The following is a 20,362-nucleotide window of genomic DNA, read 5'->3' as shown; positions in this document are numbered from 1 at the left end:
GTTTTGGTGGTTAGTTAAGTAAAATCTTGTAAAGTAAAGTTTGATATTTCTTAAAATAAATCCATCCTGTTCTATCCTGTTCTGGTATTGAATTAATGATGTATGTGTTAGTTCTTTTCAGATAACGAATGGTTATTCTTAAAAGAGCCTTGTATTGTTAATGATTGTGATAAAATGCAATTTGGAATGATGGTGTGAAATGTCACTGCCGTTCTGTATGCTGAAGATAGAATACAAAAAAAGTCAAGCAAATTTCTTGGAAAACTAATTTATTTGACTCGTATTTAATTCACTTAAAGGTAATTGTGCAAAAAAAAACGGAAAGAATTTAATTTTTAAATAGAAAACCCAGGCCCAAACTTTTAAGCATCTTTTTTTCGAAGTTCCAAAAAAAACGAAACTGTCCAAAAATAGTTCCAATAGCAACTAATAGAACCTGATAGATTGGAAAGATAATTATTAACCGAATAAGGGTAAACCATCCGCCAAAATCTTCTTTGGTAATATGCAGCCATTCGCAAAAAGGTCTGGATAACCATGCTGATGCCGATCCTGTGATGGCAAAAACAATAAATATGATAATAAGTTGAAAATTAGAGGTTACACCCCAGCGTTGCTTTAATCGATTCATTTTTTATCGGCGATGATTGCAAATATACTAACATTATCTGGAAGGGACATATCCTCCTAATTTTTGTTTGTAAGTATTTTGAAAGTAAATCATGTAGTTATAGATGAGGTAATTTACTTCGTAACCATAATTTATAGCAGGGTCATAATCTATTCTCATTTCGTACAAATTAGGATTGTATCGCTGAGGCTGTAAAACTCTGTTGTTCCATTCAATTACATAAAATTGGTTTTTTGTTTCGAGATAAGACTGAGTGTGATAATTTCTTGGATAAGCGCGTGAAGCCAGCCAGAAACTAAAACCATTGTCTATAATAATAACTTCATATTCTAAAGAATCGTTTGCAATTCGTACAGTATCATTTAAAACAGTTTTTGATTTAGGATCAGCAGTTGCCAGACTTGAGTTCTTTGAAGATGTAGAACAGGCTATAACCGTAAATAAGATTCCTAATATGTAAACGAAATTTTTCATGGCTTAAATTTGAACTTTAAATTTACAAAAAATAGCCTGATGACTTTTATTATTTAACATTTGCAACAAAAGCTGTCTAGTTTTGGTAAACAGCTTTACAAATAATAAAAATTAACAATTTTTATTATTTGCTTTTAAATAACTTACCAATAAACCCTCCTATACCGCCACTGCTTTTGGTAACTATTAAAACATCTTCTACATCAACTTTGCCGTCAGCATTTTGATCTAAACCAAATTACATTCCATATTTTGAAATCGTATCCATAATACCTGAAGCCTGGCCGCTATTTCCTGATATAGCATTTATAATATCCGAAATTTGAAAACTACCATCTTTAGGATCTTTGGCTTTATTTACCAATGAACTTAAAATCTGTGGAATCATGCTTCCTGCGACATTAGAAGAAGTATCGCGGTTTAAGCCAAATTTTTCTCCCAGGTTTCCAGATAATTGTTGTGTTAACTGCTGTACAACAGGGTCCGAATGATCAATTGAGTTTCCATGAAATAATGCGGCTAATTGTTCTCCACCACCTTCTGAAACAATTTTTTGCAGTCCTGAAAAGATAGAATTTCCGGCTTCATTCAATACGCCTTCATTATGCTCATTTGGAATAGCATTGTTTTTTACAACAGCATCCTCTCCAAATTGTTGTACTAATTGAGTTAATTGTTCAAACATGATATTAAAGAATTTGGTTAGATTTACAACTCAAATTTAATCAAAAAAAGGAAGGGATTTATTAACCAATGTTAATAAATCCCTTCCAAATAATTTAATTATAATTAATTAGCTCAACAAAGAAATAATTTGTGAGGCTAACTCTGTACCAATTCTGTCTTGAGCTTCTCCAGTTGCCGCTCCAATATGCGGAGTCAAAGATATTTTAGAGTGCATTAAGATTGCCATTTCCGGTTTTGGTTCGCTTTCAAAAACGTCTAATCCTGCAAAAGAAACTTTTCCTGAATCTAAAGCTTTTATCAAAGCAACTTCATCAATGACACCTCCACGGGCACAGTTTACAATTCCAACACCGTCTTTCATGATTTCAAATTCTTTCTCACCAATGATGTAACCATCCTGAGCAGGAACGTGAAGTGTAATAAAATCAGATTCTTTCAACAATGACTCTAAAGATTGAGGAACAATGGTGGTCGTAATAGACTGACCATCAAAAAACTCCACTTTTACATCTACAGAAGGTATAAATCCATCAGCAGCAATAACTTTCATACCCAAACCAAGTGCCATTTTTGCAGTAGCCTGACCAATACGGCCAATACCAACAATACCTAAGGTTTTGCCTCTTAATTCAGTACCATTTGCGTAAGCTTTTTTCAAACCATCAAAGTTTGAATCTCCCTCTAATGGCATATTTCTGTTAGAATCATGTAAAAAACGAACACCAGAAAGTAAGTGTCCAAAAACTAATTCAGCTACAGATTCAGATGAAGAAGCAGGCGTATTAATGACATGGATTCCTTTGCTTTTAGCATAATCAACATCGATATTATCCATACCAACACCACCACGGCCTATGATTTTAAGACCAGGACAAGCATCAATAATATCTTTGCGAACTTTGGTTGCACTACGCACCAAAACTACATCTACATTGTTTTCATTCACAAAATTAGCAACTTGTTCCTGCGCTACTTTTGTTGTAATAACTTCAAATCCACCTTTTTCTAAAGCCAGAATTCCACTTTTAGAAATTCCGTCATTCGCTAATACTTTCATTTTTTGTTTATGTGTTTTATCGGTCAATCGTTTAACTGTTTAAAAGTTTAATCGATGAGCCTAATTATTATGTTTTTTTTTTTTCTTAGAAGCTATTTCCCGCTATCCGCTATATCTTTTTCTGTCTAAAAAGCCAGAAAAAGGATGCCGCTTCTATCGGGGCTAAAACTCCAATATTTAGATGATATTTCTTGTAAACAGAATTTTTGATTAAAAATTTAAGAGATTAAACAGTTAACCAAATCAACGATTAAACTTTAGTTTCCAAAGTTTTCATTACATCTACCAAAACCTGTACACTTTCGATAGGCATAGCGTTATATATTGAAGCTCTGTAACCACCAACTGAACGATGACCCGGTAAACCAGAAATATTGGCTTCTTTCCACAATTTATCAAATGTTTCAGTGTGGTCAGGATTTGTCAGTAAAAAAGTTACATTCATATTTGAACGGTCTTCAACAGCTGCAGCTCCTTTAAACAATGGATTTCTGTCTATTTCAGTATATAATAAAGCAGCTTTTGCATCATTTAATTTTTCAACAGCTGCAACTCCACCTTTACTCTTGATCCATTGTAATGTCAATAATGAAACGTAAACTGCAAAAACTGGAGGCGTATTGTACATACTTTCTGCTTTGATATGTTTAGCATAATCTAACATGCTTGGAATCGCTCTTCCGTTTTTACCTAAAATTTCTTCTTTAATAACCACCAAAGTAGTTCCTGCAGGTCCCATATTTTTTTGAGCACCGGCATAGATTAAATCAAATTTAGAAAAATCTAGATCGCGTGAAAAAATATCAGAACTCATATCGCAAACAACAGGAACGTTAGTTGCAGGAAATTCTTTCATTTGAGTTCCAAAAATGGTGTTGTTGCTGGTACAGTGAAAATAATCTGCATCAGCTGGTATTTCGTAACCTTTTGGAATATGGTTGTAGTTTTCTTCTTTTGAAGAAGCAGCAATAACAGTTTCTCCAAAAAACTTAGCTTCTTTTATAGCAGCAGTTGCCCATGTTCCAGAATCTAAATAAACAGCTTTTCCGTTTTCTTTCATCAAGTTATAAGGTGCCATTAAAAATGCTGTACTGGCACCACCTTGTAAAAATAAGGCTTGATATCCTTTGCCTTCAAGTCCTAATAATTCTAAAGCTAAAGAACGAGCTTCATCCATAACAGCAACGAAATCTTTGCTTCGGTGCGAAATTTCCAGAATAGATAATCCGGAATCATTAAAATTTAAAACTGCTTTTGAGGCTTTTTCAAAAACTTCCTGAGGTAAAATACTTGGTCCTGCGCTGTAGTTGTGTTTTTTCATGGTATAATTAATAGTCCAAATTTTTAAAGATGCAAATTTCGGCAATAGGAGCTGAAAAAGCGATAAATTATTCGAAATAATTAAACATATTTTTACTTTGTTGTTAACAAAAACGTTATAGTATCCACGTTATCTGCATAATCCCACAATTGTGGATTTTGTGCTTGTCCGAAAGCAATACTGTTTTTGATTACATTATTACTTACAATGCATTGAATTTGTTCAGCATCAGCTTCGAGACGTTTTTGCAAATCTTCTATGTTTTCATAAAATTCGTAAAAAACACTCGAAATAGGAGAAGCATAACTTGTATCTTCTTTTATAGTTAAAAATCCATTATCCAGTAATTTGAAATTACTCATTAAAAAAACAGCTTTATTGTAATCGTAATTGTTAGCATATTTTTCATAATGAATAACATCCTGATATTTGAAAATGGCTTCAAAAAAGGCATTAAAAGAATATCCCTTTGGAACAAAGATTTTGGAAACATTGCGGCATCCCAAACCGAAATAACGAAAAATATCTTCGCCTAAAGCTTCTAAATCCTCCTTTGTTTCCTGACCATTTAAGATCGCAACAGAATTTCTGTTTTTACGAATGATGGATGGTTTGTCTTTAAAATAATATTCAAAATAACGTGCAGTGTTATTGCTTCCGGTGGCAATTACAGTATCAAAATTTTCCAGTTTTCCTTCTACAAAATTGATCTTTTCGTTTAAGTTTTTATCAACAGCAATGAGATATTTTGCTAAAAACGGCAGTAAATGCTGATCGTTGGAAGATGTTTTTATTAAGGCTTTATTTCCGGTTATTAAAACCGATAAAAAGTCATGAAAACCTACTAAGGGAATATTTCCGGCCAGAATTAAGGCAACCGTTTTTTCTTTTTTGTTATCGTTTGCGGAGTCGAAGAAGTAATTTGAAAGCCATTTATCAAGATTTTCTTCTGTCAGAGCATTTGACCATGATTTTATTGCAAAATACACTTGTTCAGGGGTGTACCAGCCATTATGAGATTGTGATAAATGTATCAGTTTTTCAAAATCATCAAAAAATAAATCGTTATGTAAGACATCCGAATTTTTAGCTGTATCCTTTTCAGAGAATTGTTTTAAAAATTTTCCTAATTCAACAAAAATACTTTTTTTTGTTTCTAATGTCATAATGTTTGTTTATGAAGAGTTTTGATTGTAATTTTGCACAAAAATAAGCATAAATAAGTCGAAAGTCAAAAGTCATCTATTCAAAAGATAAAAATGCCTTTTTGTTTTTTTTTGACTTTAGAACTTTAAGACATTATAACCTTAAGACTAAAAAAATGGCAATAATTATAACTGACGAATGCATTAATTGTGGGGCTTGTGAACCAGAGTGCCCAAATACAGCAATTTATGAAGGAGCTGATGACTGGAGATATAAAGATGGAACAAGACTTTCAGGAAAAGTAATTTTACCAGACGGAACAGAAGTTGATGCAGAAGATGCGCAAACGCCAATTTCGGATGAAGTATACTATATCGTACCAGGAAAATGTACAGAATGTAAAGGATTTCATGATGAACCTCAATGTGCTGCTGTTTGTCCTGTTGATTGTTGTGTGCCAGACGATAATCACGTAGAAGACGAAGAAACCTTGTTGAACAGACAAGCTTTTTTACATGGTGAATAATATTTAAAATTATGATAAAAAAAATCCTGAGCATTGAGCTTAGGATTTTTTTTTTGTAAATAAAATATTTAATTTATTTTGTATTGCACTGGTTTTTAATATTTTATTTTATTTAAATTTGGCAATACTATTTTGCATTTATAATAACCTATGAAAAGACTAATACTTTTATTTGTTCTGCTTTTTAGCGTTGGTGTTTTTGCGCAAAACACTGAGTATTCTATTATTATTAAAGATATAGAAACGCAATTGCCTATAGAAAGTGCTACCGTATTTATTATGAAAACCAAGCAGACTTTAATAAGTAATAAAGACGGAAAAGTAACTTTTGAATTAAACGGTGCCTCAAATGTTCAGGTTTCTGAGACAAATTATGAAAAATTAACCCTTAGATGGACAACTTTAAAAGATGATGATTTTGTAGTTTATCTTAAAAACAGCCATAATAAGCTGGATGAAATTGTGGTTTCAAAAGAGAATCCACAAAAAACACTCCAAAAAATTGTTTCTAATTCCAGGCAAAAATTAGCTGATTCATACCGATTAAAGGTTTATGTAAGAGAGTTTTTTATGTTAGACAACAAATATTCTTATTATAATGATGGTCTTGTAAATTTTCAGTTTTCTGTCAGTCAAAAAAAAGCAACTACTACATTATTGGTAGAACAAAATCGTTCTTACGGTTTATTGGAAACAGATGTCAGTGCTGATTTAAAGGGATATAATTTGAATAATATTATGGAGAATTATTCAAACTTAAACTATTTTGACCCAATTTTGGATTCAAAGACCAGAAAAGAATATAGCTTTACAACGAAAGGGCATCCTAATAACAGCAACTATTATATAATGTCTGTTACGCCTTTGGATAATGCAAAAGAGGCTTTGGATACTTTTGAAATTATTTATGATCCGGAAAAAAAATTGATTGTAGAATTTAGTGTCATTATTGAACCGGCTCATCTTATTGAAATTGAAGATAATAAAAAACCAGGTTCTACAAATGTTACCAAATCGATTGTAAAAGTTAATTACAGGGTTGATGGTCCTGATTATTATGTGTTGAATGCTAATGAAGAAATAGGGTATGACCTTGTTTTAAAAGATGATAAGGTCAAAAATATTCAGGTTCGCAATAGCTTTGTGACAACAAATTTCAATAAACAAAATTTTACCTATAAGGAAAGTGATGTTTTTAAAGAGAAAACACTTTTTAATAAAAAGAATAAAGTCCTGACCAAATATTGGGACATTTCAGGATTTACAGCAACGGATGAAGAAAAAGGAATTATTGATTCATTGGAGTTTAAACTTTAATTTTTTAAGAAATAACAGATTGATATAAAAAAATCCTGAATAAACTCAGGATTTTTTTTGTATTTAATAATATGGGCTAATAGATTTTCTAGAAATTAAATCCAAGTCTGGCATAATAATAAGCTCCGCTGAAACCCATTTGTACAGCGTCCCAATATCCACCGGCTTCAACCCAGTCATCTTGTTGGTCTGGATAAATATTTAATAAGTTATTGGCTCCAATGCTGATTTTGGTTGATTTAGAAACTTTAAATCCTAAAGTCAAATCGGTTACAATTTTGGCTCCATAAGTATCTGTAGCAGCTTTCTTTTGATTTGCAAATACTTGATCATCAGTTTCTGAAGGATCTAATCTGTAATCTTCAGCGTCTTCATCCATTTGATAATCTAATAATTTTACATCGCTAAATCTGGTAAAAGCCAATCCGGCATCAAACCATTTTCTTCCGTAATTTAGGTTTAAACCAAATTTATTTGCAGGAGCTGAAGCTAATAAAAAGGCTTTATCACGTTCTCCAAAAAATGTTTTTTCGTCTAAATCTCCGTTATTTACTTTATCTATTTTCATGTCATTGATGTTTCCAACTAAAGTGGCTCCAATTCTGTTTTCGCCGATTGTTTTTTTCCAGGCTAAAACAACATCCAGACCTTTAGTTTTGGTATCTACACCATTTACGAAAAATTGTGCTTTATCAACTCCAAGTCCTAAATTAGAAGCATCGAAATAACCTGTTAATACAATTCTGTCTTTCACATTAATCATATATCCATCAACTGTGGCAGTAAAATCACCAAAATTAGCAGTAAAACCTAAAGATGCATTTATAGCTTTTTCTTCATTTAAATTATCAATACCAAAAGCTTTTGTAACAGGACTGTCATTTGATGAAAGCAATACTTCTGTTGCTCCACCGGAACTAAAGTTTGTAAAACGTAAGTTGTAATAAATTTGTGCTAATGATGGTGCGCGGAAGCCAGTACTTACAGAGCCTCTTAAGTTAATATTATCCGTAAGTTTAAGTCTTGAAGCTAATTTTCCGTTTACAGTGCTTCCAAAATCGCTGTAGTTTTCAAATCGAACCGCACCGCTTACCATTAAAGATTTTGAAATATCTAACTCAGCATCAGTATATAAAGAAAAATTATTACGGCTTTTATTTACTTCATTTAAAGGACTGTATCCCGGAAAACCTTGTGATCCTCCTGGTCTTGGTTCACCAGAAACAGGATCAATGGGGGCGCTTTGAGTTGTTGGATCTGTAATAGGTACTCCGTTAGTGTCGTAAGTAGCATAAGAACCTATTTCTCCTGCAAAAATTTCGAATTGTTCTAATCTAAATTCAGTTCCAAAAGCTATGTTAAGTCCTTCAAGAATGTCACCATAATTTTTGGAAACATCTAAATTAGTTGTGTTTTGAAGTAAACTATGTCCACCCGCATCAAATTCTGTCGGAGAATTTTCTTCAAGAGAAGCGTTGATTGTTCCTTCTATATTATAATGAAATTTATTTTTTCCAAAAGTATTACTAAAATCCCATTTCCAGCCTCCTGAAGTCTCTGTTCTAATTCCTGCAGCAATTGAATTATCATTTATTTTTGATGTAATTCTTGGTGTATAACCGCCCGGGTAAATAGCCTCTACAACTCTTTCGCCATCATTTCTGGTAAAAGCATAAGCATCAGTATCCCTAAAATTACTTCCTCCAAACGCATAAAATTGTGTTTTTTCAGAAATAGGAACAGCAAGATTTACAAATAAATTGACACCTTGAATTTCAGCTTCACCAAAACCTTTTCTAAAATCAAAACCAGGTCGTAAGGTTTTGTTTTTATTTAAAAATTCTCCGGTAACATTTATATATCCACCTTTAGCGCCAATAGAAGTTCCGTAATTAGCAGATACCTTTAATGATCCGCCGTCAAAATTCTGATCCTTTCCGAATGAATTTCCATTACCATTTTTGTATAATCTGTAACCTTCTGTATTAGCTGTTCCAACAGGAAAATCACCTTTTGCATCCGTATTAAATGCACCATAGGTTACAGCTCCTGTAAATTCATTAACATTGTCATTGGTTACAATATTGATAACACCGGCAATTGCATCAGAACCATATTGAGCTGCTGCACCGTCTCTCAAAATTTCAATTCTTTTGATAGAGGCAGCCGGAATTGCATTCAAATCCGTTCCGGTATTTCCACGTCCGCGGGTTCCAAATAGATTAATAAGTGACGATTGGTGCCTTCTTTTTCCGTTAATCAAAACCAAAGTCTGATCTGGTCCCATCCCTCTCAATGAAGCAGGATCAACGTGATCAGCACCATCAGAACCGGATTGTTTATTAGCATTAAATGATGGAGCAACATATTGCAAAAGTTCATTAATTTCTAATTTTCCGCTTTGTGTAGTTACCTCTTTTACGTTAATCACATCTATAGGAACAGCTGAATTCACAACTGTTCTTTTGGCATTTCTGGAACCCACAACTACAACATCGTTTAGAACCTGCCCGCCATTTTCGTCCAGAGTAACGTCTATTTTATCGGTTGTGGCAGATTTTTCAATAGTTGAATAGCCAACATAGCTAAAAACTAATGTTGCACCATCTTTTACTTTAATGCTATAGTTACCTTCAAAATCTGTAGATACACCATTGTTTGTTCCCTTTTCAAGAACATTTACACCTGGTAAAGGTCCTCCGGTTTTGTCCTTCACAACTCCGGAAACTTCTTTTTGGGCAAAAAGAAATACTGAGTTTAGCAGAAGCAGTAATAATGCAATGTTTTTCATGGTTGTTCGGTTTTTTGTTTGTTAAATTTATCTAAATATAGATAAAAGTAGTGTTTTTTAACAAAAATGCAGTTAAAAGTTTAATTATTTTGACGCGTGTATTTAAAAATACATTAATCGTCATTTTTAGTTCAGTTACGAGCTATTAAATCTTATATTTGCAAAATTTTAAAGCCAAAAAATATCATTTTGGCAGAAACAAAAAATCAAACACTAAATTATAAACCATTAAAATTACTTCTATAAATTAAGGTAGAAGCACTGATGGAAAAGCCTGAGCAATTCAGGATCAATAAAAATAAATAGAAACAACAGATGAAAGCAGGAATTGTAGGATTACCAAATGTTGGAAAATCAACATTATTTAATTGTTTATCTAATGCAAAAGCGCAGAGTGCCAACTTTCCGTTTTGTACAATCGAACCAAATATTGGTGTTGTAAACGTTCCGGATCCAAGAATCAATAAGTTAGAAGAATTGGTTAAACCAGAGCGTGTGCAAATGGCAACAGTTGATATCGTAGATATTGCAGGTTTGGTAAAAGGCGCAAGTAAAGGGGAAGGTCTTGGAAACCAGTTTTTAGGAAACATTAGAGAGTGTAACGCTATTATTCACGTTTTGCGTTGTTTTGACAATGATAATATTGTTCACGTTGACGGAAATGTAAATCCAATTCGTGATAAAGAAACGATTGATATCGAATTACAATTGAAAGATTTAGAAACCGTTGAAAAACGTTTAGAAAAAGTAAATCGTGCCGCAAAAACTGGAAATAAAGAAGCACAGACTGAAAAAGCACTTTTAGACAGAATCAGAGAGGCATTATTACAAGCTAAGTCGGCTCGTACAATTACTCCTCAGGGTAATGACGAAGAAGTTTTAATGGAATCTTTCCAATTAATTACGGCAAAACCGGTATTGTACGTTTGTAATGTTGACGAAAATTCTGCTGTAAACGGAAACAAATATGTAGATCAGGTTCGTGAATTAGTAAAAGACGAAGATGCTGAAGTTATCATACTTTCAGTAGGAGCAGAGGCTGATATTACAGAATTGGAAAGTTACGAAGAGCGCCAGGTTTTTCTTGAAGATATGGGATTAACAGAGCCTGGAGCTTCAGTTTTAATTCGTGCAGCATACAAATTATTAAAACAACAGACTTATTTTACCGCTGGTGTAAAAGAAGTTCGTGCCTGGACAATCAATATCGGTTCTACAGCACCTCAGGCTGCAGGAGTTATCCATACTGATTTTGAAAAAGGATTCATTCGTGCCGAAGTTATTTCATACGAAGATTACGTTCAATATGGTTCTGAAGCAAAAGCAAAAGAAGCAGGAAAATTCAAAGTAGAAGGGAAAGAATATGTTGTTAAAGATGGTGATGTTATGCATTTTCGTTTCAACGTTTAATTTCTGCAACCTAGAATGGAAAAAGATTTAAACTGCTGGAGAAATTCAGCAGTTTTTTTATGCCCACAAAATATAAATTCATGAAAAATGATTTTCCTTTCAAATATAGTAACTGAACTACTATAAAAGATAAAGTTAACTGAAGTAAAAGGTAAGCAATTGGAATTTGGTACAATTTTAGTTTTAAAAAGGTAACCTAAAAACAAAAAATTAACCATAATGAAAAAAATCATTTTAATCATTGCCCTAATAATTATTTCTGTTTCATGTAAAAAAGCTGATTTAGAAGCAGATTATGATGGAATCAAATTTTATTTTGAAAATCCGCAACCAATTAATAATTCAGAACTGAATGGTTTTCCTGCCAAATTTAAAGGATTGTATAGGAATGCAGATTCTACTTTTTTAAGAATTGTAGAAGACAGAATTTTAAGGGAATATTTTTATAAGTTTAAAGTTCATAAACAAAAAATGGATTCCTTACGTTCTGAATACGATCTTGTTGACGGCAAATTAATAGCTAAGGATACTAAAGATAAATTTGAGATAAATAGAAAAGGAGATTCTATAGAATTAATACGAAAAGAGATAGATACTATTTTTAGATTTTCATATAATCAAAAAGCAAAACGTATTAATGGTCATTTGATTTTAAGTAAGAGAGATTCCGTTTTTTGGAAAATTAGAATGATAACTTTAGAAAAAGATATTCTTAAAATAAAATACATTTATTTATTGAAAGACTTGAAGAAATTAGATTCTGTTACAGTAGTAAAAGGCAAAATATTGGATTCACTTTCTTATTTAATTAAGCCAACCAGAAAGGAGTTCAAAAATATTTTAAGCATTAAAAACTTAGGAGAGAATAATGTATATATAAAAGTTTCAAAATAAAATTCTAATCAACATGGTAAAAATATAATATTTATCTACAAAGCCACAATTCAAAATTTTTGAATATTTCTTAAATTTGAGAGAATATAAAAAATCAGCATATCGTGAAAATAAAAAATATATTCTCAAAAACTTGGTTTCTGTTAAAGAATACTTTTACAGAATTTAATGAAGACAATGCGATTAAATTGAGTGCTGCATTATCATATTATACCATTTTTGCCTTACCGCCTTTATTGATTATCATCATTACAATTTGTGGTTTTTTCTTTGGTGAAGAGGCCGTTACGGGTCAGCTATATGGACAAATTAATGAATTGGTTGGTAATGACGCTGCAGGTCAGATTCAGGAAGCTATTAAAAATGTGGAGCTTTCGGGCAGTAATGTTTTTGCAACAGTATTTGGAGTAATAATGCTGTTAATTGGAGCATCGGGAGTATTTGCTGAGATTCAGAGTTCTATAAATTTTATTTGGGGTTTGCGCGCTAAGCCGGATAAAGGTCTTAAAAAGTTTATTCAAAACAGGTTAATGTCATTTTCTATGATTGCTTCTGTAGGTTTTTTAATGCTTGTTAGCCTTTTTATAAATACGACACTTGATGTTTTAAGCTCACGTTTAAAAATATATTTCCCTGAAAGCACTGTTTATTTATTTTATATAGTCAATAGCGTAATTGTTTTGGCCAGTATTACACTTCTTTTTACCATTATTTTCAGAACGTTGCCGGATGGAAAAATAAGATGGAAAGATGCTTTCATAGGTGCGACTGTTACAGCTGTACTTTTTATGATTGGTAAATTTGCTATAGGATTTTACTTAGGAAGTTCTACGGTTGCATCTGTTTATGGGGCAGCAGGTTCTGTAATTATTATATTGGTTTGGGTATATTATTCGGCAATAATTCTATATTTTGGAGCAGAGTTTACTAAAGTATATGCAAAATCGTATGGAGGAAAAATTTATCCAAATGAATATTCAGTAGAAATTCAAAAGGAGATTTTTGAAATTATCGAATAGCGCCGGATGCAAAATTATTTAAATAGCTGATCCAAATTAATTTCTTTCTTTTCCCTCAGTTTTTTTACAATTTTTAAAAATGCAATAGCCGTAATATAAGCATCTCCTAATGCTGTATGACGGTCTTTTTTAGAAATATCAAATTTATCTGCCAAATCATCTAACGAGTAATGGTCTTTTCGTTCGAAGAGATGGGATTTTATCAACGTTTTTTTATACAAAACACCAGTATCAAGAGCTTTGTTTTTTAACTCGGGAAAACCATTTCTTTCCAAAGCACGATTAATCATTGTAATATCAAAATGAGCGTGATGTGCGATAATAACAGAATCACCCAAATAGTTTAAAAACTGTTCTAAAGCTTCTGATTCTGACGGTCGTTTTACAACAAAATCTTTCAAGATACCATGAATCTGCGCTGTTGATTTATCATAATGCTCCTGTTTTATATAAAGTTCAAAACTATCCTGAACCGAAATAATATTATTTTGTAAAACCAGGGCTCCAATACATAAAATCCGATCATTTGTATAATCAAAACCTGTTGTTTCAGTATCCAGAACTACAAAACGTGTTTCTTCAATAGTTGTATTTTTATAGAAAGTATCTTCTTCCTTTTTCCAAAAGTGCAATAAACTCATCCTTATACAATATTAGAAACATTAAAACGTACCGAAATTAATTCCTGAAGTTCTTTTATGGTTTTGAAAGTCCTTTTTAGTTTTATTTTTTCCATCTTCGAAAGGGATTCCAAAGCAATAAACTGTCCCGAATCGTGATGTAAAAGTCCTTGTTTGGTTCTAAATTTTAATAATGCTTTAAACGAATATGAACATGATAAATAAAGTTCACTGTTTTGAGGCTCCAATTCTGCTAATTTTTCAAAACGTTCCGCCGTATTACTGATTGATTTTACAGAGTGAGATAAAATTAAAACCCTTGCAGCATCTGTCAGTGGCATTAAAGCTCTTCGTTTAATGTCAAACTGATCTTTGTTAGCACCATCCTGTTCAACCAAAAATTGCCTAAAAAAACCAGTTGGAGATGGGCTTTGCAAAGCGCCGCTAACCAAATGAACATAAAAAATAGGATTCGCTTTTACACTCTCAAAAATCGAGTCCGACAATTGACTGACAATTTCAGCGTCACCGTATTTCAAACTATAATCAAAAAAGATAAAAGATAACAGTACTTCATTTTTACCAGGATTATTAATCCAGTACGTGACCTGATTTTTCCATTCATCAAGACTCATGCACCATTTAGGATTGGATGCCATCATTTCGGCAGGGCAATATTCGTAACCAATAGTAAAAAGCCCTTTATTAATGTAAGTGGCTAATTTTATAAAATATGCTTTAGTTTCATCTTTAAATACTTCAGAAACATTTTCATACACAATAGCATTATCCTGATCTGTGTGTAACATTTGTTCGTCACGTCCCTGACTTCCAAGTGCAAGCCATGCAAATTTTACAGGAGGAGGACTATGCATTTTTTCTAAAGATATATCAATAACGCGGGTTACACAGGCATCATTTAATTCGGTTATAATTTTTGTAATCAGCGTCATCGGAATATTTTGATCTAAATATCCTTGCAGTAAGTGCATGATTTGCGCTCTTATAGGTTTGATTTCCTTGACTTTCGTCGTTCTTTTTAGAGCTTTGATCAAAACGGCAGGATTATTTCCCAACGACACCATAAGATCATGTTTAGATAAAATACCAACCGCTTTTGTGTTGACGGTCCCATCTTTGGTAAGACACAAATAACTAATGTTACTTTTCATCATAGCCATTTGAGCCTCAGTAACCGTCATTTTTTTAGAATATGTAATTACCGGCGATGTCATAATCGTTTCGGCAGTGGTAGTGATAGGATAATCGCCTGAAACAATTTTGTTGCGCAAATCCTTGTCGGTAATAATTCCGATAGGAAGCATTTCATCCACAATTAAAATAGCACCAACTTTTTTCCGGGTTAAAATTTTAGCAATTTCTTTTGCTGTCGTTGAGGGGTCGCATGTAACTATTTTTTTAGAATATTTGACAGGCTGTAAATCAAATAATTCTTTGTCTGAACTGAGATTTTCCTGTACGACAACTTCTCCGTATAAATTATTTTTATGAACTTCAGAATAAGGATTTTTAGTGTTTGAAGCATAACTTTCAATCAGGAAATTACCAATATCTTTATTTTCTAGGGCATAAGGCTTAAAAACGGCAATGGGAATAGCGTATAAAATACTTTCTTCATAAGCGTTGGCTTCCATAACATAATTTTCCTGGGCCAGAAGCGGTCTTAGTCCAAAAATATCGCCTTCATCACACATATCCAAAATCACATTTTTTTGATTCTTTTTAAGTGCAACTGCTCCTTTGTGAACCACATAAAAAGAATCATGTGTTTTCTCATTTTCGGAAAAAATTATCGAATCTTTTTCTTTATAAATGATAGAAATCTGCTCTGATAATTTTTCAAGATCTTTTTGTTGCAAAAAATTAAAAGGAGGGAAGTTCTTCAAAAAGTCGGCAACTCTATGTGAGATTGTATTTTTCATAAGCTTGATTTTAATCCAATTTAAGATTTAAAATAGAAATGTAAAAGAAACATTTTTTAAATTTTATTCAAACTATATTTTTTTAAATATTAGGTCAATTTGTTAAACAAAAAAAGCTCCTTAAAGGAACTTTTTTGTAGGCTATATAAATTAGCATTTTTATAAAACATACTGTTTAGTCAATTTTAGTAACTTTACCGTGCTGTTTTTCTTCAGAACCAATCATTCCAAATTCAAACGTATATGAATCTTTCGAAGTTGTTAATATTTTCATGCTGATTGCTTTTTCCTCAGCCATATTTTTTGGGTGTTTTTTTTGCAGAACGTATTCGCAGTCACTTACCCAGCGAACTGTAGAAGTATCTGTTTTTCCTTCAAAAGTTTCGATTTCGATATTGTTTTTTCGTTCGAAAATCGTTGTTTTTTTAACACCATCTACTTCAAACTCAAATTTGAATTTCCCGGTTTTAAAATCTTTGCAATTGTGCTCGGCGTTATAGCAGGAGAATAATGTGATTAGAGGAAATAAGAATATAATTTTTTTCATTTTAAAGGTATTGTTTTATAAGGAGCTAATCCTGCTGTCCACTGTATCTTTTGTGGCGAACCCCGCCACAAAAGGATGTCGCTTCCATCAGGGCTAAAAATATATCGGATAAATAATAAACATTGTTACAATCAACACAAAAAGAATATTTATAAAAGAAAGAAAAAATAAATTCCGTCTTCTGTTTTTATCTGTTAGTTCATCAGATAATTTTGTTCTGCAGAATTTAATTAAAATCCAGTACCAAAATCCTCCTGAAGATACATGAAATTCTATCATTTCAATCTTTCTAATTCATCATCCGTAAAGTTCTTTATTTCTTTTTCTTTGGCAAACTTTTCAGCATTGTAATTTCCGGATTTATTTTTCGGAATCGATAAACTGTTCCATTGTTCATTTTTTAATTGTTTGGCATAAAAAACAATTTGACCAATATGATACGGATAATGCGCCAGCTGACGATTTATAGCTTCAATAACGGTATGGCCTTCATTTCGAATATAAATAATATCCGAAAGCTGATCTGGTTTTAAACTGTTTAGAGCATTAAGAAAACAGTCCCAGCCATTATTCCAAACTTCTAAAACTTCTTCTTTTGTTTGTGAATCATTTTCGAATTCGCCATCGCGATTGCGCCACTCTTTTTCTCCGTCAGAAGTTAAAAAGTCTGTCCATCGCGAAAGCATATTTCCGGAAATATGTTTAATTATAGTCGCAATACTGTTTGTGTCTTCATTTTTTGCGACAAAAAGCTGTTCAGAGCCTAATTGATCCATTGCTTTTTCACCCAGCATTTTATAATATAAAAACTGTTTTTTAATGCTTTCTAAATAAGCTTCGTTTGCTTCCATATATTATACAATTTTAATGTCATATTTATCCAAAAGTCCCACAATTCCCTGATTAGAAAATTGTGCTTTTCGCATCGGATTGAATTCAGGATCAATTTTATAGTTGTAAGCAGTTTTAAAATTAACGGCAGCCAGTTGGGTATCATTAAAAATAGCGCCATCCAGATCACAATTTTCAAAAACAGAACTGGTTAAATTGGTTCCTATAAAAGTAGCTTCTTTTACAGAGCAATTTATAAATTTGGTTTTAGGCATTTTTTTATTTGAGAAAACCGCATAATCCAAAGCAGTTTCTTCAAAATAAACCTGGAATAAAAAATCATCACATTCATTAAAAGCGATTCCCAGAAGTTTACAATTTTTAAAAGTCACATTTTTTAAACTGGTTCCGGCTAAACTTGTCATTGAGAGGTTGCAGTCGATAAACTCACAATCCAAAAAAGTATTGTAGGCAAAATTGCTATTTGAAAAATCACAGTTTTTAAAAACACAATCCTCAAACTCCCGATTGTTTATTTTTTTGTCAATATAAACGACTTCTTCGAATGTTTTCTGGATGTGAATTAAGCTTTCCATGGATGTTTTTTGGATTTTCGACCGTTATAATTTATTGTTATTGTGGATTGAATTGTAATAAATTAGGTTTTTCATTACATTATTTTTTTAGCAATCCTGAAGAATTGTAAATTTTAAGTCAGATACAAATTAGTCATTAAACAAACCTCTCATAATAGTTTTCAATCCGTAAAAAATTAAAAACATAGCGCTTAAACAAGCTAGAATTCCAATTCCTAAAACCAGATAATGCCAATTTGTATGCTGATTCATAAACGCATTATATATTAGGGAAGGACCAATAAATAATAACGGTAACGAACCTGATAGATATTTAATGCCTTTTCCTAGTAATTCTTTATTTGTTGCCATTTTTAAATTTTTGTTTCGGGTTTCAGGTTTTTTTAGTTTTAAGTTTGACACCAGCTTTGCGATTTCAAAAAAACTTCTTTTCAATTTAAAGGGTTGTATACTTTGAGAAAAAACCTTTTTACTTATTTATAATTATCAACAGCATTTCTAACGCTGCCATATTTTTTTAATAATTCCGATGCTTCTTCATACGAAACCGGAATTTCACCCATAATCATTTTTACACCTCGATCGACCAATTTAATGTTACTCAATTGCATATCAACCATTTTATTCCCTTTTACTTTTCCAAGCTGAATCATCGCTGCTGTCGAAATCATATTCAAAACTAATTTTTGAGCTGTTCCGGCTTTCATTCTCGAACTTCCGGTAACGAATTCCGGGCCAACCACGACTTCAATTGGAAATTTTGCAGTCAAAGCCAACGGGCTTCCTGTATTGCAGGTAATACAGCCTGTTAAAATATTATTTTGATTACAGGTTTCCAAACCACCTATAACATAAGGAGTTGTTCCCGAAGCGGCGATGCCAATTACGACATCATTAGCACCAATATTATTCGCCTGCAAATCAATCCAGGCTTGTGCTGCATTGTCTTCTGCGTTTTCTACAGCACGACGAATCGCAGTGTCACCACCGGCAATAATTCCGTTTACCAAATCAAACGGAACACCAAAAGTAGGAGGACATTCTGAGGCATCCACAACGCCTAAACGACCTGAAGTTCCTGCTCCGATATAAAATATTCGTCCGCCCAGTTTTAATTTCGACACAACTTGCGCTACTAAAGCTTCAATTTGTGGCAACGCTTTTTCAACTGCATTCGGAACAGTTTTGTCTTCATTATTGATATTCGTCAGCAATTCATGAACCGACATTTTCTCTAAATGTTCGTATTTTGAGGATTGTTCAGTGGTTTTTGTAAACGTCATTTTTTGTGTAATTGGTCTTGCCCAAAATTACTGTTTTTTATTGCAATTTTCAGAAGCTTTTTGAAAGAACTAAATATTATATTTGTTAAATATTAAAAGATAAATGGATAGATTAAGCTTACTGCAGGGGATTGCCAAAATCTCGGTTTTTGTGTCTTTACTAATGGCGTTTTTTTTATATACCGTTAAAACCGAAAATAAATTGGCCAACCGTTTATTTGCGTGGTTTTTTATTGTGTCGGCTATTGACCTTAGTGGATTTTTCGTTTTCGAATACATTCAGGATTACCCGAATCTGGCCATTTTCAGATGGACGATCTGTTTGTTGGCAATGCCTCTGTTTTATCTTTATGTACTAGCAGTTTGTTATTCTGACTTTAGATTAAAATGGAATCATTTGTTGCATTTACTTCCTTTAACTGTTGTTAATTTGGTTTTTATTCCACGACTTTATCTGGGAATGAATAAAGAAATTTCAAACTCCATTGATCAAATGCCTGAAATATATTTTATTCAGATTTTAATTGAATTTCAATACGTATTTTATATTGTCAGCGCATTTTTAGTTTTAAAACAGTACAAAGAAATTTACCTGGAAAATTACGCCAATCCGAGTTCTTTAACTTACAAGTATCTTTTTCAAATGACTACTGTTTTTCTTGTTGCACACTGTTTGGTGGCCTTGAAAAATGTATTGCGTTATAGCGATTACAGACAAGTGTTTCTTTGGTTAAATGTAGTTGTAGGAACTGTCGCTTTGTTTATTACTTGTTGGTTGGTAATGAAAGCTCTGAATCATCCGGAACTTTTTAGGGGAATCAATTCTAAACTAAAGCTAACAAAAAATATTCTTCCGGAAATTAATGATAATACAATCGAAGTTAAAGAACACCATAATGAAGCTATTGATGTTCAAATTATGACATTAAAAAAATACATGGTTGAGAAAGAGCCTTTTCTTGATCCATCGCTTACGATTCAGGAATTGGCCAATCAAATTGATATTCCGGTCCGGGATTTATCAGTTTTGATTAATCATAAAATGGACCAGCACTTTTTTGATTTTGTGAATGAATATCGGATCCAAAAAGCTATGAATATTTTAAAAGATAAGTCTAAAAGCGACCTCACCGTTTTAGAAATTCTATATGAAGTTGGTTTTAACTCCAAATCTTCGTTTAATACTTCTTTCAAAAAATACACGAATTTAACGCCTACAGCGTACCGAAACGCTTCGTAATTAGGGTTTTGTAAAAAGTCGTACTTTGT

General features: G+C 32.4%; 20 protein-coding genes. 6 read left to right on the top strand and 14 right to left on the bottom strand.

The genetic code is table 11. The features are described 5' to 3' along the window. Positions 1-328: 328 nt before the first annotated feature. The 6 genes from ACEN2I_RS09915 to ACEN2I_RS09890 form a co-directional block, all read right to left on the bottom strand. Positions 329-631 (bottom strand): DUF6787 family protein, encoded by a 303-nt coding sequence (locus ACEN2I_RS09915; protein WP_441765945.1) that lies wholly within the window; start codon positions 629-631, stop codon positions 329-331. Between the two features lie 33 nt (positions 632-664). Beyond that, positions 665-1,105, bottom strand: a complete 441-nt coding sequence (locus tag ACEN2I_RS09910) for a DUF6146 family protein (RefSeq protein WP_441765944.1) — start codon at positions 1,103-1,105, stop codon at positions 665-667. Between the two features lie 238 nt (positions 1,106-1,343). Further along, positions 1,344-1,790: a DUF937 domain-containing protein gene (locus ACEN2I_RS09905; RefSeq protein ID WP_441765943.1), complete on the bottom strand. Its 447-nt coding sequence runs from the start codon at positions 1,788-1,790 to the stop codon at positions 1,344-1,346. Positions 1,791-1,898: 108 nt separating this feature from the next. After that, positions 1,899-2,849 (bottom strand): D-2-hydroxyacid dehydrogenase, encoded by a 951-nt coding sequence (locus tag ACEN2I_RS09900; RefSeq protein WP_441765942.1) that lies wholly within the window; start codon positions 2,847-2,849, stop codon positions 1,899-1,901. 250 nt (positions 2,850-3,099) lie between these two features. Further along, on the bottom strand, positions 3,100-4,170 hold the full coding sequence (gene serC, locus ACEN2I_RS09895; RefSeq protein WP_441765941.1) for a 3-phosphoserine/phosphohydroxythreonine transaminase: 1,071 nt from the start codon (positions 4,168-4,170) through the stop codon (positions 3,100-3,102). A 92-nt stretch (positions 4,171-4,262) separates the two neighbouring features. After that, positions 4,263-5,336 (bottom strand): acyl-CoA reductase, encoded by a 1,074-nt coding sequence (locus ACEN2I_RS09890; protein WP_441765940.1) that lies wholly within the window; start codon positions 5,334-5,336, stop codon positions 4,263-4,265. A 155-nt stretch (positions 5,337-5,491) separates the two neighbouring features. Here ACEN2I_RS09890 and ACEN2I_RS09885 point away from each other — a divergent pair, with 155 nt between their 5' ends. Together ACEN2I_RS09885 and ACEN2I_RS09880 are read left to right on the top strand one after the other, a co-directional pair. Next, on the top strand, positions 5,492-5,842 hold the full coding sequence (locus ACEN2I_RS09885) for a 4Fe-4S dicluster domain-containing protein (RefSeq protein ID WP_441765939.1): 351 nt from the start codon (positions 5,492-5,494) through the stop codon (positions 5,840-5,842). A gap of 150 nt (positions 5,843-5,992) precedes the next feature. Beyond that, complete coding sequence (locus tag ACEN2I_RS09880; protein WP_441765938.1) at positions 5,993-7,159, top strand: hypothetical protein; 1,167 nt, start codon at positions 5,993-5,995, stop codon at positions 7,157-7,159. Positions 7,160-7,247: 88 nt separating this feature from the next. Here ACEN2I_RS09880 and ACEN2I_RS09875 read toward each other — a convergent pair whose 3' ends face one another. Then, complete coding sequence (locus ACEN2I_RS09875) at positions 7,248-9,950, bottom strand: TonB-dependent receptor (protein WP_441765937.1); 2,703 nt, start codon at positions 9,948-9,950, stop codon at positions 7,248-7,250. A 315-nt stretch (positions 9,951-10,265) separates the two neighbouring features. Here ACEN2I_RS09875 and ychF point away from each other — a divergent pair, with 315 nt between their 5' ends. The 3 genes from ychF to ACEN2I_RS09860 all read left to right on the top strand — a co-directional run bounded on the left by ychF (position 10,266) and on the right by ACEN2I_RS09860 (position 13,273). Beyond that, positions 10,266-11,360, top strand: a complete 1,095-nt coding sequence (gene ychF, locus ACEN2I_RS09870) for a redox-regulated ATPase YchF (protein ID WP_110837305.1) — start codon at positions 10,266-10,268, stop codon at positions 11,358-11,360. Positions 11,361-11,579: 219 nt separating this feature from the next. Further along, positions 11,580-12,254, top strand: coding sequence for a hypothetical protein (locus ACEN2I_RS09865; protein ID WP_441765936.1), 675 nt, complete (start codon positions 11,580-11,582; stop codon positions 12,252-12,254). A 104-nt stretch (positions 12,255-12,358) separates the two neighbouring features. After that, positions 12,359-13,273 (top strand): YihY/virulence factor BrkB family protein, encoded by a 915-nt coding sequence (locus ACEN2I_RS09860; RefSeq protein WP_441765935.1) that lies wholly within the window; start codon positions 12,359-12,361, stop codon positions 13,271-13,273. Between the two features lie 14 nt (positions 13,274-13,287). Here ACEN2I_RS09860 and ACEN2I_RS09855 read toward each other — a convergent pair whose 3' ends face one another. The 7 genes from ACEN2I_RS09855 to murQ all read right to left on the bottom strand — a co-directional run bounded on the left by ACEN2I_RS09855 (position 13,288) and on the right by murQ (position 19,093). Further along, on the bottom strand, positions 13,288-13,914 hold the full coding sequence (locus ACEN2I_RS09855; RefSeq protein WP_441765934.1) for a 3'-5' exonuclease: 627 nt from the start codon (positions 13,912-13,914) through the stop codon (positions 13,288-13,290). 2 nt (positions 13,915-13,916) lie between these two features. After that, complete coding sequence (locus ACEN2I_RS09850; protein WP_441765933.1) at positions 13,917-15,836, bottom strand: DUF294 nucleotidyltransferase-like domain-containing protein; 1,920 nt, start codon at positions 15,834-15,836, stop codon at positions 13,917-13,919. Between the two features lie 175 nt (positions 15,837-16,011). Then, complete coding sequence (locus tag ACEN2I_RS09845) at positions 16,012-16,383, bottom strand: DNA topoisomerase IV (protein WP_441765932.1); 372 nt, start codon at positions 16,381-16,383, stop codon at positions 16,012-16,014. A 275-nt stretch (positions 16,384-16,658) separates the two neighbouring features. Continuing rightward, the gene (locus tag ACEN2I_RS09840) at positions 16,659-17,234 is read right to left on the bottom strand and encodes a DUF1572 family protein (protein WP_441765931.1); all 576 of its coding nucleotides are present in this window, start codon (positions 17,232-17,234) and stop codon (positions 16,659-16,661) included. Between the two features lie 3 nt (positions 17,235-17,237). Continuing rightward, positions 17,238-17,810, bottom strand: coding sequence for a pentapeptide repeat-containing protein (locus ACEN2I_RS09835; RefSeq protein ID WP_441765930.1), 573 nt, complete (start codon positions 17,808-17,810; stop codon positions 17,238-17,240). 129 nt (positions 17,811-17,939) lie between these two features. Then, positions 17,940-18,161, bottom strand: coding sequence for a DUF6095 family protein (locus ACEN2I_RS09830; protein WP_441765929.1), 222 nt, complete (start codon positions 18,159-18,161; stop codon positions 17,940-17,942). 122 nt (positions 18,162-18,283) lie between these two features. Beyond that, positions 18,284-19,093, bottom strand: a complete 810-nt coding sequence (gene murQ, locus ACEN2I_RS09825; protein ID WP_441765928.1) for an N-acetylmuramic acid 6-phosphate etherase — start codon at positions 19,091-19,093, stop codon at positions 18,284-18,286. Between the two features lie 103 nt (positions 19,094-19,196). Between murQ and ACEN2I_RS09820 the strand changes: the two genes are divergently transcribed. Continuing rightward, entirely contained in the window at positions 19,197-20,333 is a 1,137-nt protein-coding gene (locus tag ACEN2I_RS09820; RefSeq protein ID WP_441765927.1) for a helix-turn-helix domain-containing protein, read from the top strand. Positions 20,334-20,362 lie beyond the last annotated feature (29 nt).

The sequence above is a fragment of the Flavobacterium sp. W22_SRS_FK3 genome, from assembly GCF_052113665.1.
In the GTDB taxonomy this organism is placed as follows: Bacteria; Bacteroidota; Bacteroidia; order Flavobacteriales; family Flavobacteriaceae; genus Flavobacterium.
Note: the sequence above shows the minus strand (reverse complement) of the source record. Positions and strands in the feature narration are given on the sequence as shown.